Genomic DNA, 18,484 nt, shown 5'->3' with positions numbered 1-18,484 from the left:
TTTTCTTCCTTATTTAAATAAATTAACAATAAAAGTTTCAAGCCCAATATTTTCATCAACTATTCCAAGTTTAATTTCTTGATCAAGTTTTGAAAGTTCTTGTATTCAAATTTTAATCTTTTCATATGTTACCCTGATTAAAAAGTTATTTAAAAGTTTCAAGCGGTATTGATGAATTTGCATTCTTTGACAAATATCTTCAATTTTAGTTTTGTCTTTTTTGTAAAAATAAATGGTTTGAGCATCAGATAAAGTTTTAGCAATCTGACTAATAATTATCGCTGAACTTTGACCAAAATTTACTTGTTCATTGAATTTTTTTAAAATTTCAGAAAATGATTCAAATTTAATCAATGCATCAAGAAAAGCAAAATCAATTTTTGAAGAAAGTGAAAATGAACTATTTTCAACCATGGTTAAAGTTATATATTTATTTTCACTTAAAAGTTTATTCGCTTCACTAATAATAATAGAAAGATCATTAGGTAAATTCGAAATTAAAGTTGCAAGTGCCATTTCATCAATTTCACCACATTGCTTTTTCACGTAATTCAAAACAAAATTAAAAAGCATTTTTTCATTCATTTTGTTGCATTCTATTACTTCTGCATTTTTTAAAACAAAGTCAAAAATTTCAGATGGAACAAAATTTTTGTCAAATTTTTCAACATACTGCGTAAAAATTATGTGTGTGTCGTCTGAAACATAGCTTAAAAGCTTAATGATATCTTCGCTAACTTTTTGATTAACTTTACTTTTTTCATTCATGAAATCACAATTTCTTAAAATCACAATTCTAGGAGATGAAAAAATGTCACTGTTTTCAATTGCACCTATAAGTTCTTCAATATTAACTTTAAAAGAAAAATGGTAAATTTCCACTTCTTCATTTAAATTTTCTTTAATTTCTTGGACAATTTTTTTTAAATTTTCATCCAAGAAATAATTTTCATCGCCTTTAAGTAAATACATAATTTAATTATAAAAGTTAAGTTAATTTTAAATTTAAATTTCTTAAATAACCTTATAAAGGTAAAAGTCTTTAATGTTATAATTAATTTAAAATTTTTAGTAAAGGAGCTATATGTCAGGACATTCAAAATGAGCAACAACTAAGCATCATAAAGCTGCTCAAGATGCCAAAAGAAGTCAAATTTTTCAAAAAATTTCTAAAGAAATTATTGTAGCAGCAACTTTAGGCGGACCTGACCCCGACAGTAATCCTAGTTTAAAACTTGCTATTGCAAAAGCTAAATCAAAATCAATGCCAAAAGCAAATATTGAAAAAGCTATTGCTAAAGTTGCTGGCGGTTCTAAAGAAGCAGCTAATTTCCAATCATATCTTTATTCAGGAACTGGATTTGGTGGCGTTACTTTTGTAGTTGAGTGCTTATGTGACAATTTCAATCGCCTTTCATCAAATATCAAGCATTATTTTAATAAAGCGAATGCAACTCTTGGAAAACAAGGAGTTTTACCTTATGTTTTTGAACAAAAAGGGATTATTGAAGTTGATAACTCTACGATTAATGAAGAAGATATCATGTTTTTCAGTTTAGATAACGGTGCCAGCGATTTTAAAAATGAAGATGAAGTTTATACCATCATTACTGAACCAAGTTCATTTCAACAATTAAAAAATGCACTTGATAAAGAATTCAAAATCGAAAATTATAATACTGCTGAAGTTACATATTTACCTACAAGCGAAATTGAAGTTAATAAAGAAAAAATGGAACAAATTGAAAAATTCGTTGATCTTTTGGAAGATGATGAAGATATTCAAGAAGTATTTCACAATGCATATTGTGAAGAAGAATAGAAAAATTCTTTTTAATTAAAAGTTATTAATATTAAAAAAAAGGTGAAGCTAGTTTAAAGTGGCTTCACCTTTTTATTACATAAAGATTTATAGGTCTAATGAATTAGGATTTAATAAAAATTCTTTTAAACTCATTGTTATTATTCCATTTTGATCTCTTTTAAAAGCTATATTATCCCTAACAATTACAATTTTCTTAAATGAATCAGAAATATTTAATAATGGTCTTAACTCTTGATTTTCCTTTTCATTTGTTGGCAAATGGTATGCTGATTGAATGTAATATCTATTACTTCCGCTATTTACTACAAAGTCAACCTCAACCTGCTTTTTTACATAAGTTTGACTTGAATTTTTTTCATTAATAGAAACAGAACCAATATCTACTAAATATCCACGACTTCTTAGTTCGTTATAAATAATATTTTCCATTAAGTGATTTTCTTCAATTTGCCGAAAGTTTAGTCTGACATTTCTAAGCCCTAAATCAGTAAAATAATATTTGTTAGGACTATTAATATATTTTTTCCCTTTTATGTCATATCTTGAAGCTTTTTCTATTAAAAATGATTCTTCAAAAATATTTAAATATGAAGCGATTGTATTTTTAGTCAATAGAATAATTTGCTTATGAAAATAAATTCTGATAACTTATTAAGTTTTTTCAGCAAATAAATTTTGAAAGTTGTGAAGAATTTTACAACTTTCAAACTTTTAGTTTTCCTAAAGTTTTCTCAAAGTTTTCCTAATATTTTCACAAAGTTTTCTCGAATTATAGCCATCTTAAAAACTGTGTGTTAAATTAAAAAGTGGAGAAGAAATGAAAAGAAAAAAATTATTTATTGGATTGTCATTTGCTTTTAGTTCACTCATAATTTTAGGTTCATATTTGATTAGTATGAAGGTTAAAAAAGTAGGTGAAAAAGGCAATGAAGAAAAGCAAAAAGAATTTAAAGAATTTACTGTGAAAATTGAAGGGGCAGTCAAAAAGCCTGGCGAGTATTTGGTTAAGAAAGGTGAAAGTGTCATTGAAAAAATCAACCAAAGTATGCCACGCAAAGATGCTGATTTGTCAAAGTTTCATGACTTTGAAAAATTTGAAAAAAGCAAATATATTTATGTTCCTTATAAAGAAAATGTCAAAATTCAAATTAGAAATATTTCGTCTTTTAATGATTTGGTCCAAATTGGAATTAGGAAAAATATTGCTCAAAAGATTTTTGAGAAAATTAAAAGTAAAAAATGAAAAATAACATTAAAGGAAATCTCAGAAATTGATGGAGTAGGATCAAAGACAATTTCAAAGCTTGAACAAAAGATTATTTTTTAGTTAATTTGCTTTTTGCTTTATTAAGTGCTATCTCCTTATTTTTAGCATTTGTAACAACTTTAAAAGTTTTATTTTCTTTAATTTTTTCTCTGTTTCTATTTATTAATTTTTGAAACTGAAAATGATGAATTTCTTTTTCAATTTTATGTCTAATTTTTGTATTAAGTTATTGAATTAATCAAGTATATTTGAATAAAATGGTTGGGCCAATAGACGGAGTTTTCCCAATATTCAAAAATTCAAAAAAAGACTTGATTATAATGATAAATGGATATAAAGTACTGATTAAAGTTATGCTTGAAGAGGAAAAATATTACTTAAAAATTGCTGGTAATATATCCATCATTAATTTTCCTAATTATTACCAAACTTCTCAACAAATTTTTCTTGAAATTTTAGATGCTAAAATTGAACATTTTGCACCATATGAAACACCAATTGAAAACTTTATATATCGTTATGATAATAATGCTGGGCATTATATTTCTTTGCTTGTTTTCAATAAACAAAACTTTAACAACAAATTGATTTATAAAAAACTAATAAATTTAAATATTGTTCACCTTTTTGCAATAAGTGGTTTTCATTTTGGATTATTGTTTTTCGCAGGCAATAAAATTATTAAAAAAGTTAAGTTTGCAAGGAATGTTAGCGAACCAATCATCTTGTTAATTTTATTTCTCTATTTGATTGTTTTAAATTTTCCGATTTCTGCTTCTCGTGCATTTTTATTATTAGTACTCTGGTGAATTAATGAAAAATTCTTCAATAAGAAATTTACTAAAATTACTTTGTTAGTGTTTATAGTTATTTTCTTTATAATGATTAATCCTTGAACAATATTTTCATTTTCTTTTATTTATTCAGTTACCTTGACTTTTATAATCTTGATAGTTTATGATTTAACGAGGAAATTTAAAAGTGAATTTTTAAGAATATTATTGGTTTTATTATCTGCTTACATTTCTTCATTTTTTATAAGTTTAGCTATTAATAAAACATTTAGTGTGCTTGGATTTTTTTATCAATTAATTTTTACGCCAATAATTTCTTTTAGTTATATTTTTTCAATTCTATTTATTTGATCAAAATATTTAACTTATGTATACTTTTTAATTCTTGATAAATTTATAACTATTTGTAGCAACGCTAATATTAAAGTGGCCGTTCCCGAAAAACTTTATCTTTTGCCAATTATAATCAACACGCTATTTTTCATAAGCATTAATATTAAAAAAATAGGCGAAGTTAACAAAACAACTTTGCCTAATTATTCAAAAGCTTTTCAAACTCTTCCTCAGTAATAATAGGAATATTCAAAGCTTTTGCTTTCATAAGTTTTGAGCCAGCATCTTCGCCAACTATTAAATAATGAGTAGATTTAGAAACTGATTCAGAAACTTTGCCACCATTTTGGACAATTATTTTTTCAAAATAAGATCTTGGCTTTGATAAAGTTCCAGTGATAACAAATGTTTTACGGTCAAATTTATCTGAAAGTTTATTTGATTTATATTCAAAATTTAAACCTAAATTAATAAATTCATTAACTATCGTTTGATTTTCTTTTTCGCTTACTCATTTTTTAAGTGAATCAACAATTTTAGGTCCAATTTCATCAAAATGAATTAATGAATCAAAATCAAAAGTTAAGAAATTCTCTAGTTTTTCTACTTTTGAGGCAATGAAGGTTGCGACTTTTGAACCAATGAGTTTGATTGAAAAGGCAAAAATTAAACGATCCAAACTTTTAGTTTTACTTTCTTCAAGACTTTTTAAATAAATTTTTATAAGCCCATCACGAAAAGTTTTTCCTCTTTTAATTTCACTTTGAAGTTTTGAAATTTTTTCTCTTAATTTTGCAAGTTCCATTGAGTTTTTTTCAATTTTTTCAAGTTTATTTTTCTTTTGCCTTAATTTTGAAAGTTCATTTTTGATTAGTTCATTTTCTTCAAAATCTTCACTATTGATATTTCTTATTTCATTAATTTTATTTGGCAGATTATAAAAATCAGTTATTTTATTTAGAAGATTATTTTTGTGGAATAGATCAATAACTTTTTCTCCGAAACCATTAAGGTCCATCGCATCTTTTGAGGCAAAATGAATTAATTTTCTTCTTTGAATTTCAGGGCAAAGTTCGTTCAAGCAATACTGTTCAAGTCCTGTTTCATTATCAAATAAATTCTTGCCGCAATAAGGACAAATAGTAATTTTCTTAATGAAATTTTCTTTGTTTTCCTTTTCATTTACAAGCCCAATAACGCAAGGAATTATTTCTCCAGCCTTTTTAATATAAACTAAATCGCCAATAGATAAGTTTAATTCTTGAATGTACTGATAATTATTTAAAGTTGCTGAAGAAACAGTTGAACCAGAAATCTCAACAGGATCTAATTTTGCGTTATAAGTTGCAACGCCTGTCCTTCCAATTGTGATGAAAATATCTTCAATAATTGTAACCGCGGTATTTGGTTCATATTTAAAAGCGATTGCTGAGTGAGGAAATGTTGCAGTAAAACCTAATTTTTCATAAAATTCTAGTTCATTTAATTTAATAACAATTCCATCAGTTTCATAATCTAAGTGAGTTTTACGATGTTTGAAATTTTCAATATAGCTAATTATTTCATCGAGATTTTTGCAAAGTTTTGTTTCATCTGAAACATGAAAATTAAGATTTTTAAGAAACTCAAATGAATCTTGCATCATTTTAATTTCATGCTCTTCTGGTGAAACTACATAGTAAATAAAACTAGATAAATTTCTTTTTTTGACAATGTCACTATTTAGTTGTCTTAACGTTCCGGCAGCAGCATTTCTTGGATTAGCAAATTTCGATTTTCCTTCTTTTATAAAGGTTAAATTCAAATTTTCAAAGTCTGGTATTGAAAGATAAACTTCGCCTCTTACTTCAAGTGATTTTGAATAATTTATTCGTTTTGGAATATCTTTAATTTGAAAAACATTATTCGTTACATCTTCACCTACTTTTCCATCGCCACGTGTAACTGCTCTTATTAATTTTCCATTTTCATAGGTTAATGAAATTGAAAGACCATCAATTTTAGGTTCTACGAAAAATGAATAAAAAGTAGTAACTTTTTTCACGTTGTTAATAAACTTATTTATTTCATCAAATGTATAAGCTTTGTTTAATGAAAGCATAGGAGTTTTATGAGTAACTTTGGTAAAAAGATCGCTTGCTTTTGCATTAATTTTTTGTGTAGGTGAACTAGCAAGCTCATCTAATGAAAAATAACTAGCATATTGTTTTTCTAGTTCTTTTAATTCATTGTATGCCTTGTCATAAATTGCATCTTCGACAAGAGGTTTATCTTCATTATAATATGCGTTATCTCATAAAACAATTTTGTCTCTTAGTTCAAAATAACGTTTACGAATTAAATCTTTTTCATTCATATTCACCCCTTCTTAATGCTAATTTATACTCTTTGAAATGTTTTTAATCATCATCAAGGTAAATTTACACTGTCAATTTTTGTAACTATTACTAAAGCAGTTAGTCCCATAATTAAAAGAAGTGCAAGAAGATCGTATCATTTTGGTACAAGTTGACGATAATGGCTTCTTTTTGCATAAGGTTGATAACCACGACTTATCATAGCATCAGAAAGATCGTTTGCTTTGTTAAAAGACGATACGAAAAGTGGAACAATTAAAACAATAAATGATTTAAATTTATCTTTGATTTTTCCATGTTTAAAATCAACTCCACGGCTAGATTGTGCTTTCATAATTCTGTTAGCTTCATCTAAAAGAGTTGGAATAAATCTTAATGATATTGAAATAATCATAGTAATTATCTCAGTAGGAATTCTTATTAATTTGAATGGCAAAAGTAAATCATTTATTGCTTTAGTTAAAAGAACAGGCTTTGTAGTTACAGTTAAAGTTGTAGTTGTTAAAATAACGGCATATATTCTAACAAATATTGATGCTGTTCTTAAAAGAGTGAATTTAGTTAGCTGAAATGGTTTATCAATTCCAAATGGAGCTCAGTAAATATCATTTACAATAGTTTGCCCACGATAAAAAACATAGCCATCAATATTTGTTTCACCAGCCAAAGGAATATATGCAGTTCCTTCAGGCCCAGCCGCTCCTTTGATAGTGAGCATATTAACAAATAATATAAAGAGGGCAATATAAAGTGGAGTTAATATTTTTTTAAAAACTGAACGAATAGATTTAGTAGCAATTACATAAGTTATCATAATAAATGAAATTAAAATTATCAAAGTTATGAAGTGTTCTGCAATAAAGAAAAGAACAATAAATAAAATATTAGCCAAGAATTTTAATCTTGGATCTAATTTATGAATAACTGTATCAAGTGGTAAATATTTACCAATAATTGCTTTAGTATTCATTTATTATCCTTTCTTATTTAATATTTTATTAAGTTTATCAGCAAGTTCATCAATACTGGTGACTTTTCCAACATCAATTCCTTTCGCTTTTAGTTTATTTACAAATGATAAAAGTTTTGTTGGGATTAAATTGTTTTCTTCTAAAAATTCATCATCATTTAACACTAAATAAGTGTTATCATCCTTAATAATCTTGCCTTCTTTAACAAAAATGCAACGTTTTGTTCAACGTAAAGCATTATCTAAATCGTGAGTAACTATAATTATAGTTTTTCCGTTTAAATAAAGGTTGTAAAAAAGTTGAAGCATTTCCTCAACGCCTTGAGGATCAAGTCCAGCAGTTGGTTCATCCAAAACTAAAAATTTAGGTTCCATTGCTAAAATTCCGGCAAGTGCAACTCTTCTTTTTTGACCGCCTGAAAGATCAAAAGGACTTCTTTTTAAATATTCATCAGGAAGCCCAACTAAATTTAAATATTTTTGAGCAAGTTCTTTGGCTTTTTGCTTATTTACTCCCATAGAAATTGGTCCAAAAATGATATCTTTTTCAATATTTGATTCAAATAGTTGATATTCCGCGAATTGAAAAACTACTCCAACTTGTTTTCTTAAAGCTTTGATATTTTTTATTTTTCTAATAGTTTTTGCAATATTAATATCAGTTTTTATTATCTCAACACGTTCTTTTCTTTTCAAACTTTTTCAAGTTTTTAATTTCTCGGGATATTCATTTAATTCTTTTTCATATTGAGCTTTTTCTTCACTAGTTGCATTCTTATTTAATTTAGGTTTTTTTGGTTTTTTTTGTTTAACTTGCAAAGGAACATCAATAAAATTAATAATTCCACTATTTGGAATTAAAAGTGCATTTAAATGTTCAATCAAAGTTGTCTTTCCACTGCCAGTTGGTCCAATTATTGAAATTGCTTCACCTTCACTAATTTCTAAGTTAACTTGATCTAAAACTTTGATGTAACTTGGAAGGTGTTTATCGTATTCTTTAGTTATATTATTTACTTTAATTTGCATAATTGATCGATTAACTCCTTCTCATCATAAGTTGGTTTAACGTTATCTATTAATTCAGAAAGTTTATAAATAAATGGTGAATCTATTTTTGCAATTTCAATAACTTCCTTATTTTTTAAAATATCAATAGGTTTACCTTCAGCAATAACTTTTCCCGCTGAAAAAACAATTAATTTATCAGCAAGTAAGGCCTCATCCATATCATGTGTAATTGAAATTAAAGTTTTATTTGTTTTTTTATGAAGATCATGAATTATTTTATAAATATCATTTCTTCCTTTTGGATCAAGCATACTTGTTATTTCATCAAAAATAATAATTTGTGGATCTAAAGCCAAAATTGAAGCAATGGCAACTCTTTGTTTTTGTCCACCTGATAAATTTGAAGGTTCACGATCTAAATATTCAAGCATCCCAACTTCATTTGCATATTTTTTTACAATATTATGCATAGTGTGAAAATCTAAAACTTTGTTTTCAAGCCCAAAAGCAATGTCATCCTCAACAGTGGCACCAATAAATTGATTATCAGGATTTTGGAAAACAATTCCAATTTTGCTTCTAATTTCACTTATACTATCTGCATTGACTTCAATTTCATCAATTAAAATACGTCCGCTTGTTGCTTTGTAAATTGCGGAAAGTAACTTTGAGAAAGTCGATTTTCCGGATCCGTTGTGACCTAAAATAGCAACATATTGACCGCTTTCAATAGTTAAATTAATATTGTCAAGTGCTAACTTTTTAGCATTAGGATATTTAAAACATAGATTTTTTACTTCAATCATAACTAAATAATTATAATTGATTAAACAAATTAAAGGGCATTAATAATAAAGAATAATATTAAGACTAAAATTAAAAAAAATTACATTAAATTTAATAGAGTTAAATTTGTTTATGAAGCACTAAAATCTAAAAATTACAAATTAAATGCTTAAAAAAAGGAAAAAATTTTTCTAAATAGTAAAAAAATAGTTATAATAATAAAGCAATTTATCAAGGCTTGCCGACTTAGCTCAGCGGTAGAGCAGCTGGCTGTTAACCAGTTGGTCGTTGGTTCAATCCCAATAGTCGGCGCCATTTGGCCCTATGGTGAAGCGGTTAACACATATGGTTTTCATCCATACACGCGTGGGTTCGAATCCCGCTAGGGTCACCAAATTAGGAGAATTAGCTCAGCTGGGAGAGCATCGCCCTTACAAGGCGAGGGTCGTGGGTTCGAGCCCCTCATTCTCCACCATTTGTTGATACAACACCGAGTGAGTCAATAATGACTCTTTTTTTATTTCTTTTTTTCCTTTTATTAAAAGTAACTAAATTATAATAATTTAGAATCAAAGAAAAAAAGAGGAGAACTAAAAATGGCTAAAATGAAAGCTTTCGTTGTAAGAAGCCCAAAGAATTGAAAGGTTGAAGAAGTTGAAATTCCAAAACCTAAATATAAAGAAGTTTTAATTAAAATGGAAACTTCAGGAATTTGTCACACTGACCTTCACGCTGCAAATTTTGATTGATTAATTCAACCAAAATATCCACTAATTCCAGGACATGAAGGAATTGGAATCATTACTAAACTAGGAGAAGGCTGCACTAGATTTAAAGTTGGTGATAGAGTTGCACTTGCTTGACTTCATGATAGTTGCGGTCACTGTGAATTTTGTTTAACTGGTCGTGAAACTTTATGCGAAAAGCAAAATATGACTGCTTATACTAAAGACGGAACCTTTGCAGAATATGCAATTGGACATGAAGACTTTGTTGCAAAAGTTCCAGAATCACTTGATATTGTTTCAGGAGCACCAATAGTATGTGCTGGAGTAACTACTTATAAAGCATTAAAAAGAGCGAACTTGCATCCAGGAGATTATGTTGCAATTATTGGAGTCGGCGGACTTGGGCAACTTGCCATTCAATATGCAAAAGCAATGGGTTATGTTCCAATTGGAATTGATATTTTCGAAGAAAAACTTCAACTTGCTTTAAAAAGTGGAGCAATTGCTGCTTTTAATTCAAAAGAAGATCCTAAATTTTATGAAAAAATTAAAAAACTTACCGAAGGCGGAGTACATGCAGTTATAAACACTTCAGTTTATCCATCAGCTGCTGAACTTGCAATGAATGCTTTACGTCGTGGCGGAAGACAAGTTTTAGTTGGTCTTCCTGCTAAAGATAAACTTGGAAAAGATGATATTAAAATTTCAATTTTTTGAACCGTTTTATGCCAATACGAAATCGTTGGATCAATTGTTGGAACAAGACAAGATTTAAAAGAAGCAATTGATTATGCTGCTAAAGGCAAAGTAAAAAGCGAAATAACTAAAGTTGTAAAACTTGAAGAAGTTGCTAATATCTTTGAAAAACTTGAAAAAGGTAAATTTTTAGGTAGAGCAGTAATTGATTTTAGAAAATAGATTATAAAACTTGCTTTGGCGAGTTTTTTTATTGCTTTATTTTTAAATTTTTTTATTAAATTTAACCTATTTTATATATAATTATCTTTGCTACAACGAGCCGTTTTAGCTCAGTTGGCAGAGCAACTGACTTGTAATCAGTAGGTCGTAGGTTCAAGTCCTATAAACGGCACCATAATTGCGCGAGTGGTGAAATTGGCAGACACGCTAGTTTTAGGCACTAGTGCTTCACGGCGTGAGGGTTCAAGTCCCTCCTCGCGCACCATATCACAAAGAAATTGTGCCCAAGAAGCTTATGCTTCTTTTTTTATATTTTTAGCAAACTATTTGTTATTATTTTTCATGGAAAAATATGTTTTACAAATTAAATAAAGAAAGAGGCATTAGTTCTTTTAAATGCATTAAAACTTTTGCCAAAGAAAATAAGATTGAAAAAATCGGCCATTCTGGAACTTTAGATCCACTTGCCGATGGTCTTTTAATAGTAGCAACTGAAGAAGATACAAAATTACTTTCTTTAATTTCAGCTAGTGATAAAACATATGAAGTTAGTGCAACTTTTCATAAATCTTCACCAAGTTTTGATGAAGGTGAAGAAATAACATTGCTTCAAAATAAAAAAAACATTACAAAAGATAATTTATTAAAAGCACTTGCTTATATAAAAGATATAAAAGAACAAATACCTCCCAAATTTTCAGCAAAACTAATTAATGGTGTAAGAAGTTATAGACTTGCAAGAGATAATAAAGAAGTCAATTTAAAACCTCAAAAAATTGAAATCAAAAGTATAGAATTACTTGATTTTAATGAAAAAAATCAAATTTTTTCAATAAGAACTTGTGTAAGTAAGGGAACTTATGTTAGAACTTTGATGCATGATATTGCTGCATTTTTAGGAACAGATTGTGTTGTTAATAAACTTACAAGAATAAAAATTGGAAATATTGAACTTAGTCCAAATAAAAAAAATGAAGCAATCACTAATTTAAGTCAACTTTTTGAGTTAAAATTATATTCGCTGAAAGTTGAGGAAATTTCTTGACTTTTCAAAAATCAAAGTAAGACTATTTTTATAGAAAATTTAAAAACTGAAAATGGAGAAAAAATCTTCATTTTTGAAAATGTAATAATTGGGTTTGGAAATATTTTTAATGGTAACTTAAGTTTTACCAAGATTTTTTTCCCCCGAATGGAAAAAATTTTAAAGGAGAAGCAAAATGACTAAATATAAAATAATTGTGTTTGATATAGATGGAACCCTTTTGCCTTTTGGCGTTAGTGAGCTTAGCATGAGAATGCAAGAAATGTTTGAAAGACTAAAGGCAAATGGATACATTACTGTGCTTGCTTCAGGAAGAGATATTTTAACAGTTGGTAAACAAATTGATAATCCTTATGTTGATTATTTTGTTGGTGCTAACGGAACATTTATTATTGATTTAAATACTGACGAATATATTTTTGAAAAAACAATTGACTTTGAAGATTATGAAAAATTCTATAAATTTGCAAAGAAAAACAAACTTGCTTTTTCATTTGTTGGAAATAAGTGAGGATATTACAACGAACTTTTCAATATCAATCATTGATTTTACAAACCTTATAAAGATAAATTCATTTCTCATGATGAATATGAAGAGCATAAAGATAAAAACTATTTAATTACAGTAAGTACAAATAACCCTAAAGCTTGAGCTACTAAATTAAATAAATATTTCAAAGAAAATAATATGAATGTTTGAGTTTTGGCAACTTGAGATGGAGGACTTTTTATTTCCGCAAAAGGAATTACAAAGGCATATTCTTTAGGAATTCTTGCAAAACTTTTAGGTCATTCATTAAATGAAATGGTTGCATTTGGTGACAGTGAAAATGATGTTGAAATGTTGGAAGCTGTTGGACTTGGAATTGCCATGGGAAATGGTGAAGATGTAACTAAAAATGCGGCTCGTGAAATTTGCCTTCCAGTTACCGAAGATGGTCCTTACTTTAAATTAAAAGAAATGGGATTTTTCTAAAAAAATATATAATTAAAATATGAAACTTTATCGCTTTAATTTAAAAGAAAAAATTAATCAAAATGATGAAAATTTAATCATGATTTTAGGCTCTTTTGAATCACTTCATTTGGGCCATTTTTCTCTTATTAAAAAGGCAAAAGAAATTCAAAACATTGAAGAGGATAAAAACTGAAAAATCGCTTTATTAATGTTTAAAAACCCAATTCGTAATGGAAAAATGAGTGATAAAAAACTACTTCAATTAAAAGTTAGAGCAATAACTTTAGCAAACCTTGAAATTGATTATTTATATGCAATTGAAGATGTTGAAGAAATAATGAAAATTGATGCTGAAAAATTTGTTGAAATTTTAGAAAAAAACAATGTTAAAAAAGTTGTTTGTGGTGAAGATTTTCGCTTTGGATTTTCAAGAAAAGGTGATATAAATTTATTAAAAAATTACTTTGAAACTCATATCGTAGAACTCAAAAAAATTAGCGAAAATAAAATCTCAAGCACCTTAATAAATGAATTAATTTTAGATGGAAAAATTAAAGAGGCGAATGAACTTTTAATTGAAAATTATGCAATCATCACAAACTTTGATAGACTAAAATTTACATTTTCCGAAAGTTTAAATTTACCAAAAAAAGGAATTTATTTAGTCAACTGCGTAATTAAAGATTATGAATTTCATGGGCTGAGTTTGATTGGGTTAAATGAAAATATTTGTTACTTATTTGACCTTGAATTTGTAATCTCAAAACATGAAGAAGTTTATATGGAGTTTTTAGATTCCTTACGTTTTATTGAAACTAAAAAAGATGATGGAATATTTGAAGAAGATATAGAAAACGCTAAAAAATATTTTCTTCAAAAAAAGTAAGTTTTTGTTAAAATAATTAAGTATTAATTAGAAAATCTATCTTGGTTATGATTTATATCTAGCTCGGATATGAAAGGAAAAACTATGGTTAGCAAAGAAAAGAAAGCAGCTTTGACAAAGAAATTTGGAAGAAATGCTAAAGATACAGGTTACGCACCAGTGCAAATTGCTATATTAACAGAAGAAATTGAAAATCTAAAATCACATTTCAAAGAAAACGAAAATGATTTGCACTCAATGCGTGGCTTCATGGCTAAAGTTAATCTACGTAAGAAAATTCTTTCTCACTTAAGGGAAGAAAACTTCGAACTTTACCAAGACACTATTAAAAAACTAAATATTAGAAAATAAGTTCCATATTTTATTAAAATCTGCCACTTTTGGCAGATATTTTTTTTAAAAATAGCCCTTATATATAGTAAAATAATTTAAGCATAGCCAATCGCTATTAATAATTTTATTAATAGAGGAAAATCCGCTCTAGCACTTTCTGAAATGAAAGTAGTGTTCATGCTGGATCAAATAAATCCAGGCAGCAGTAATGTTGACGACTAGTGCAACAGAGACGAGCTTATTTAGTTAAGATGAAACGATGTAAACTCCGTGAGCTAGAAACCCAAATTTTGGTAGGGGAACTAAGACAAGGGAATAAAACTAAGTCTTGGAAGTTTTTATAAACTTAGATAAATGATTGGCACTCGAAAGAGGACAAAAAGCGGTTTATAGTGCAGAATTTGAGACCCAAGTGGTCTCATTTTTTTCATCTTTTTTTAGTTAATAAAGTTTAATTTCTCAAAGTTTTCACAAAGTTTTCCTAAAGTTTTCTCGAAGTTTTCTCGAATTTCTTTAAACAACAAAAAACAAATTAATAATAAAGAAAGGAGTGAAAAAATGAATGAATATTTAATCTATTTTAGTTATAAATACAATGGAGATTGAGAAAAAATTTACAACGCTTTTAGAACATTTGAGAAAATTGATAAATTAAATTTTGAAAAAGTTCAAAGTGAGACAAAATCATTGCTCGAAAGTGATAAATATATTTCAGTTGTTGATGAAATTTATCCATTGAGTTTACAAAACTTAACAAAACCGCCTTTTATTATATATATATTAGGAAATAAGAAACTATTAGAAGAAACAGAATGTTATTGTATTACTGGAAACCATGAACAAAACTATGTTTTGGATTATGTAAAAGAACTTGAAAAAGTTAATAAAAACTTCACTTTAATTACAACAGGAATGTCTTCAATTGATAAAAAAGTATGCGAAACATTACTTAAAAAAGGATGAAATGTAATTTATGTTCTTGCCTCAGGAATAACACGTGAATGAAAAGAAATGTGTGAAAAATGAAAAGATCAAGTTTTAGTAATAAGTGAATATCCAAATGAATATCATGCAACTAAAAAAGCTTTCATTGCAAGAAACAGAATAATTGCAGCAATGGCTAAGAAGATGATTTTACTTTCTTCAAAAGAAAATAAACTTAATTATTTGATTGAAAACTTTTTAGATCTTGGCAAAGATGTTTATTGTTTAGGACAGCCTAGTGAAGATAAAATTAATCAAAACATCGATCTAATTAATCAAGGTGCATTTATAACCAATGACTTTAATAAAGTGCTTAATTAGTTTAAAAACTAAAATTTTAAAAATGAGGTTAAAAAAATAAATTTAAGGTAAAAATTTTTAATCACATTTTTAATCTAAAAGGTCTCTCTTTGCTTTAAAATTAAAGTATGTTTTTTTAAAAAATATAAAATCAAAATTAAATTAAGGAGAATTTTTAATGACACCACATATTAATGCAAAAGACGGTGCTTTTGCTAAATTAGTTTTAATGCCAGGAGACCCTCTAAGAGCAAAATATATTGCCGAAACATACTTAGAAAAGGTTGAACTTGTTTCAAATGTAAGAAATGTTTTAATGTATACAGGATACTACCAAGGAAACAAAGTTTCAGTCTGTGCATCAGGAATGGGATCAGCTTCAATTGGAATCTACTCTCATGAACTATTCAACGACTACGGCGTTGAAGCAATTATCAGAATTGGCTCATCAGGAAGTTTTAAGGCTAACCTTAAAAACTATGAAGTAGTTCTAGCTAAAGATGTTTATGGAGAAAACATTGCTTTTAGAGAAGCAATGCTTCCAGGAAGAACAGAACATGTTGTTTATCCTTCAAATGAACTTAACGATTTAATCAAAAAATATGCTAAAGATTTAAAAATTAAGCTTCACTTTGACAGAGTTTTAACTGAAGAAGCTTTTTATTCATATAAATCAGCAGAAGAAAGATCAAAAATGGCAGGCGGAGCCGTTTGTGTTGAAATGGAATCATACGCTTTATTTTCAGTTGCTGAAAAATTAGGTAAAAAAGCAGCTTGCTTGCTAACTATCTCAGATAACCTAATTACACATGAATATACAACTAGTGAAGAAAGACAAACTGCATTTAATGAAATGATGAAAATCGCATTAAATGTTGCTAAGGATTTTCAATAATTCAATATGAGAATTAACGATATTATTGTTAAAAAAGCTGAAAAGCAAGTTTTAACAAATGATGAAATCGAATTTTTCATTAAGGGATATACCTCTGGAGAAATTCCTGATTATCAAGCATCTGCATTACTTATGGCTATTAAATTAAATGGCATGAATGATGAAGAAACCGCTTATTTAACTAAAGCGATGATGTATTCAGGAAAAGTTTTAGATTGATCATGAATTAATAGAACTATTGTCGACAAACACTCAACCGGTGGGGTTGGTGACAAAGTTTCTATTGCCCTTTGTCCTATTTTAGCAGCACTTGGTTTAACCGTTGCTAAAATGTCAGGAAGAGGACTTGGTCATACTGGCGGAACACTAGACAAACTTGAATCACTAGAAGGTTTTAACATTTCTTTATCAGAAGAAAAATTCTATGAAACTGTTAAGAAACACGATATTGCCATTGTAGGACAAAATGAAAGTTTAGTTCCTGCTGATAAAAAAATCTACGCATTGCGTGATGTTACAGGAACTGTAAATTCAATTCCTTTAATTGCTTCTTCAATTATGTCTAAGAAACTTGCAACTGGTTCAAATTGCATTTTGCTTGACGTTAAATGCGGTAATGGTGCATTTATGAAAAATTTAGATGAAGCTAAAAGACTTGGTACTTTAATGATTGCCATTGGCAAAAGACTTAATAGAAAAATTGCTGTTGAAATTACTAATATGAGCCAACCTTTAGGTAAAACTATTGGTAACAAAATTGAAGTTTTAGAAGCAATTGAAACCATTAAAGGAAATGGACCAAAAGATTTTAGCGAAATAATTTATTCATCAGGAGCAACACTTCTACAACTTGCAGGTAAAGCAAAAAATGAAAAAGAAGCAATATTAATGATTGATGAAGTTATTAAAAATGGCAAAGCATATGATAAATTTGTTGAGTGAATCAATGCACAAGGTGCAAGTGAAAAACAGCTTACATCTTCATGATTTAATCCTAAGTACAAACACGAAATTATTGCTACAGAAAGCGGTTTTTTAAAAATCAACTCTGCAATAGATTTCGGAATTGTAGCAATGAAACTTGGTGCTGGAAGAGTTAAAAAAGAAGATAAAATTGACTTTGAAGCTGGAATTTATTTAAACAAAAGTACTAACGAATTTGTTAAAAAAGGTGAAGTACTATTTACCTTATATTCTTCAAAGAAAATTGATAAAAACCTTGAACAAGATCTTCTAAAGGCTATTGAATTTTCTAAGACACCACTTTCTATAAAACCAGTTTTGGCAAAACTAATTTAAAATAAAATAAGGAGAAATATGGAATATAACAGAATAATTGACCACACTTTATTAAAACCAGAAGCTACATTAAAAGACATTACGAAACTAATTGATGAAGCTAAACAATATAATTTTTACACAGTTTGTGTTGCCCCATATTGAGTAAAACATTGCAAAGAAAAACTTGCTAGAACCGACACCAAAGTTATTACCGTGATTGGTTTTCCTTTAGGATATAACGTAACCAGTGTTAAAGTTTTTGAAACTAAAATTGCTATTGATCATGGTGCTGATGAAATTGATATGGTAATCAATATCGGTGCCTTAAAAGAAAAAAAATATGAATATGTTTTAAACGAAATTAAGGCAATCAAAAAAGAATGTGGAAACGTTCCTTTAAAAGTTATTGTTGAAACTGCGTTATTAACCGAAGCTGAAATTAGAAAAGTAACTGAACTTGTTATGCAATCTGGTGCAGAATTTATAAAAACATCAACTGGTTTCTCATTCCGTGGAGCATCATTTGATGACATCAAGATTATGAAAGAAATTGCTAAAAACAAACTTTTAATCAAAGCATCAGGCGGAATTAAATCTGGAGACGATGCAATTGAAATGGTAAAACTTGGTGCAAGCCGTTTAGGAATGTCAAAATCAGTTGATATCATGGAAGATTTAAAAAACAAAAAATAAATAATTAAAAAAACTAGAAAAGTAACTAATTAAAATTAGTTGCTTTTTTTTAAAATTTCTTCTTTAATTCAATACTTTCTTTAATAAGCATAAATTTCAACCTAACCATTTTTGTGTTAT

At 27.8% G+C, this 18,484-nt stretch carries 18 protein-coding genes, 5 tRNA genes and 1 other RNA gene; 18 read left to right on the top strand and 6 right to left on the bottom strand.

Annotation, left to right across the window (positions count from 1 at the left end; all coding sequences use genetic code 4):
* Positions 1-9 precede the first annotated feature (9 nt).
* A complete protein-coding gene (gene holA, locus R9C05_RS01040) occupies positions 10-972 on the bottom strand; it encodes a DNA polymerase III subunit delta (RefSeq protein ID WP_121940937.1) in 963 nt (320 codons plus the stop codon).
* Positions 973-1,084: 112 nt separating this feature from the next.
* Here holA and R9C05_RS01035 point away from each other — a divergent pair, with 112 nt between their 5' ends.
* The gene (locus tag R9C05_RS01035; RefSeq protein WP_121940936.1) at positions 1,085-1,822 is read left to right on the top strand and encodes a YebC/PmpR family DNA-binding transcriptional regulator; all 738 of its coding nucleotides are present in this window, start codon (positions 1,085-1,087) and stop codon (positions 1,820-1,822) included.
* A gap of 87 nt (positions 1,823-1,909) precedes the next feature.
* On the opposite strand, the gene R9C05_RS01030 is transcribed toward R9C05_RS01035, so the two are convergent.
* Positions 1,910-2,437, bottom strand: a complete 528-nt coding sequence (locus R9C05_RS01030; RefSeq protein WP_241857583.1) for a DUF8612 domain-containing protein — start codon at positions 2,435-2,437, stop codon at positions 1,910-1,912.
* A gap of 205 nt (positions 2,438-2,642) precedes the next feature.
* Here R9C05_RS01030 and R9C05_RS01025 point away from each other — a divergent pair, with 205 nt between their 5' ends.
* Positions 2,643-3,152, top strand: coding sequence for an MAG0490 family ComEA-like DNA-binding protein (locus tag R9C05_RS01025; protein WP_121940934.1), 510 nt, complete (start codon positions 2,643-2,645; stop codon positions 3,150-3,152).
* Complete coding sequence (locus R9C05_RS01020) at positions 3,065-4,456, top strand: MAG0480 family ComEC-like protein (protein WP_121940933.1); 1,392 nt, start codon at positions 3,065-3,067, stop codon at positions 4,454-4,456. Before R9C05_RS01025 ends, R9C05_RS01020 begins: the two co-directional genes overlap by 88 nt.
* Here R9C05_RS01020 and ligA read toward each other — a convergent pair.
* The 4 genes from ligA to R9C05_RS01000 are packed head-to-tail and all read right to left on the bottom strand — an operon-like array spanning position 4,419 to position 9,363.
* The gene (gene ligA / locus R9C05_RS01015; protein ID WP_121940932.1) at positions 4,419-6,575 is read right to left on the bottom strand and encodes an NAD-dependent DNA ligase LigA; all 2,157 of its coding nucleotides are present in this window, start codon (positions 6,573-6,575) and stop codon (positions 4,419-4,421) included. The genes R9C05_RS01020 and ligA overlap by 38 nt on opposite strands.
* A 23-nt stretch (positions 6,576-6,598) precedes the next feature.
* Positions 6,599-7,546, bottom strand: coding sequence for an energy-coupling factor transporter transmembrane component T family protein (locus R9C05_RS01010; protein WP_121940931.1), 948 nt, complete (start codon positions 7,544-7,546; stop codon positions 6,599-6,601).
* A 3-nt stretch (positions 7,547-7,549) separates the two neighbouring features.
* Positions 7,550-8,575 carry an ATP-binding cassette domain-containing protein gene (locus R9C05_RS01005; RefSeq protein WP_121940930.1) on the bottom strand — a complete coding sequence of 342 codons (1,026 nt, stop codon included), beginning with the start codon at positions 8,573-8,575 and terminating at the stop codon, positions 7,550-7,552.
* On the bottom strand, positions 8,560-9,363 hold the full coding sequence (locus R9C05_RS01000; RefSeq protein ID WP_121940929.1) for an energy-coupling factor transporter ATPase: 804 nt from the start codon (positions 9,361-9,363) through the stop codon (positions 8,560-8,562). The genes R9C05_RS01005 and R9C05_RS01000 overlap by 16 nt, the downstream gene beginning before the upstream one ends.
* A 220-nt stretch (positions 9,364-9,583) precedes the next feature.
* On the opposite strand from R9C05_RS01000, the gene R9C05_RS00995 reads away from it, so the two are divergent.
* The 15 genes from R9C05_RS00995 (at position 9,584) to deoC (ending at position 18,364) form a co-directional block, all read left to right on the top strand.
* A tRNA-Asn gene (locus R9C05_RS00995) sits at positions 9,584-9,658 on the top strand.
* Positions 9,659-9,661: 3 nt separating this feature from the next.
* Positions 9,662-9,737 (top strand) — tRNA-Glu (locus tag R9C05_RS00990).
* A gap of 5 nt (positions 9,738-9,742) precedes the next feature.
* Positions 9,743-9,818: transfer RNA gene (locus R9C05_RS00985), tRNA-Val, on the top strand.
* A 130-nt stretch (positions 9,819-9,948) separates the two neighbouring features.
* Entirely contained in the window at positions 9,949-10,989 is a 1,041-nt protein-coding gene (adhP, locus tag R9C05_RS00980) for an alcohol dehydrogenase AdhP (protein WP_121940955.1), read from the top strand.
* Positions 10,990-11,088: 99 nt separating this feature from the next.
* Positions 11,089-11,164, top strand: a tRNA-Thr gene (locus tag R9C05_RS00975).
* Between the two features lie 5 nt (positions 11,165-11,169).
* Positions 11,170-11,254: transfer RNA gene (locus R9C05_RS00970), tRNA-Leu, on the top strand.
* Between the two features lie 87 nt (positions 11,255-11,341).
* Entirely contained in the window at positions 11,342-12,217 is an 876-nt protein-coding gene (locus R9C05_RS00965; protein ID WP_121940928.1) for a tRNA pseudouridine(55) synthase, read from the top strand.
* On the top strand, positions 12,210-13,010 hold the full coding sequence (locus tag R9C05_RS00960) for a YcsE-related riboflavin metabolism phosphatase (protein ID WP_121940927.1): 801 nt from the start codon (positions 12,210-12,212) through the stop codon (positions 13,008-13,010). The genes R9C05_RS00965 and R9C05_RS00960 overlap by 8 nt, the downstream gene beginning before the upstream one ends.
* 19 nt (positions 13,011-13,029) lie before the next feature.
* A complete protein-coding gene (locus tag R9C05_RS00955) occupies positions 13,030-13,878 on the top strand; it encodes an FAD synthase (protein WP_121940926.1) in 849 nt (282 codons plus the stop codon).
* Positions 13,879-13,962: 84 nt separating this feature from the next.
* On the top strand, positions 13,963-14,229 hold the full coding sequence (rpsO, locus tag R9C05_RS00950) for a 30S ribosomal protein S15 (RefSeq protein ID WP_121940925.1): 267 nt from the start codon (positions 13,963-13,965) through the stop codon (positions 14,227-14,229).
* A 79-nt stretch (positions 14,230-14,308) separates the two neighbouring features.
* Positions 14,309-14,606: RNase P RNA component class B (gene rnpB, locus R9C05_RS00945), an RNA gene on the top strand.
* A gap of 163 nt (positions 14,607-14,769) precedes the next feature.
* Positions 14,770-15,516 (top strand): DNA-processing protein DprA, encoded by a 747-nt coding sequence (locus R9C05_RS00940; RefSeq protein ID WP_121940924.1) that lies wholly within the window; start codon positions 14,770-14,772, stop codon positions 15,514-15,516.
* Positions 15,517-15,673: 157 nt separating this feature from the next.
* The gene (gene deoD / locus R9C05_RS00935; RefSeq protein WP_121940923.1) at positions 15,674-16,390 is read left to right on the top strand and encodes a purine-nucleoside phosphorylase; all 717 of its coding nucleotides are present in this window, start codon (positions 15,674-15,676) and stop codon (positions 16,388-16,390) included.
* 6 nt (positions 16,391-16,396) lie between these two features.
* Entirely contained in the window at positions 16,397-17,689 is a 1,293-nt protein-coding gene (locus R9C05_RS00930; protein WP_211320130.1) for a thymidine phosphorylase, read from the top strand.
* 18 nt (positions 17,690-17,707) lie between these two features.
* Positions 17,708-18,364, top strand: a complete 657-nt coding sequence (gene deoC / locus R9C05_RS00925) for a deoxyribose-phosphate aldolase (protein ID WP_211320129.1) — start codon at positions 17,708-17,710, stop codon at positions 18,362-18,364.
* Positions 18,365-18,484: the final 120 nt, after the last annotated feature.

Origin of the sequence: Metamycoplasma subdolum (assembly GCF_033546815.1) — a bacterium.
GTDB lineage: Bacteria > Bacillota_I > Bacilli_A > Mycoplasmatales > Metamycoplasmataceae > Metamycoplasma > Metamycoplasma subdolum.
The sequence above is the reverse complement of the archived record's forward strand: the minus strand, read 5'-3'. Positions and strand labels throughout refer to the sequence as shown.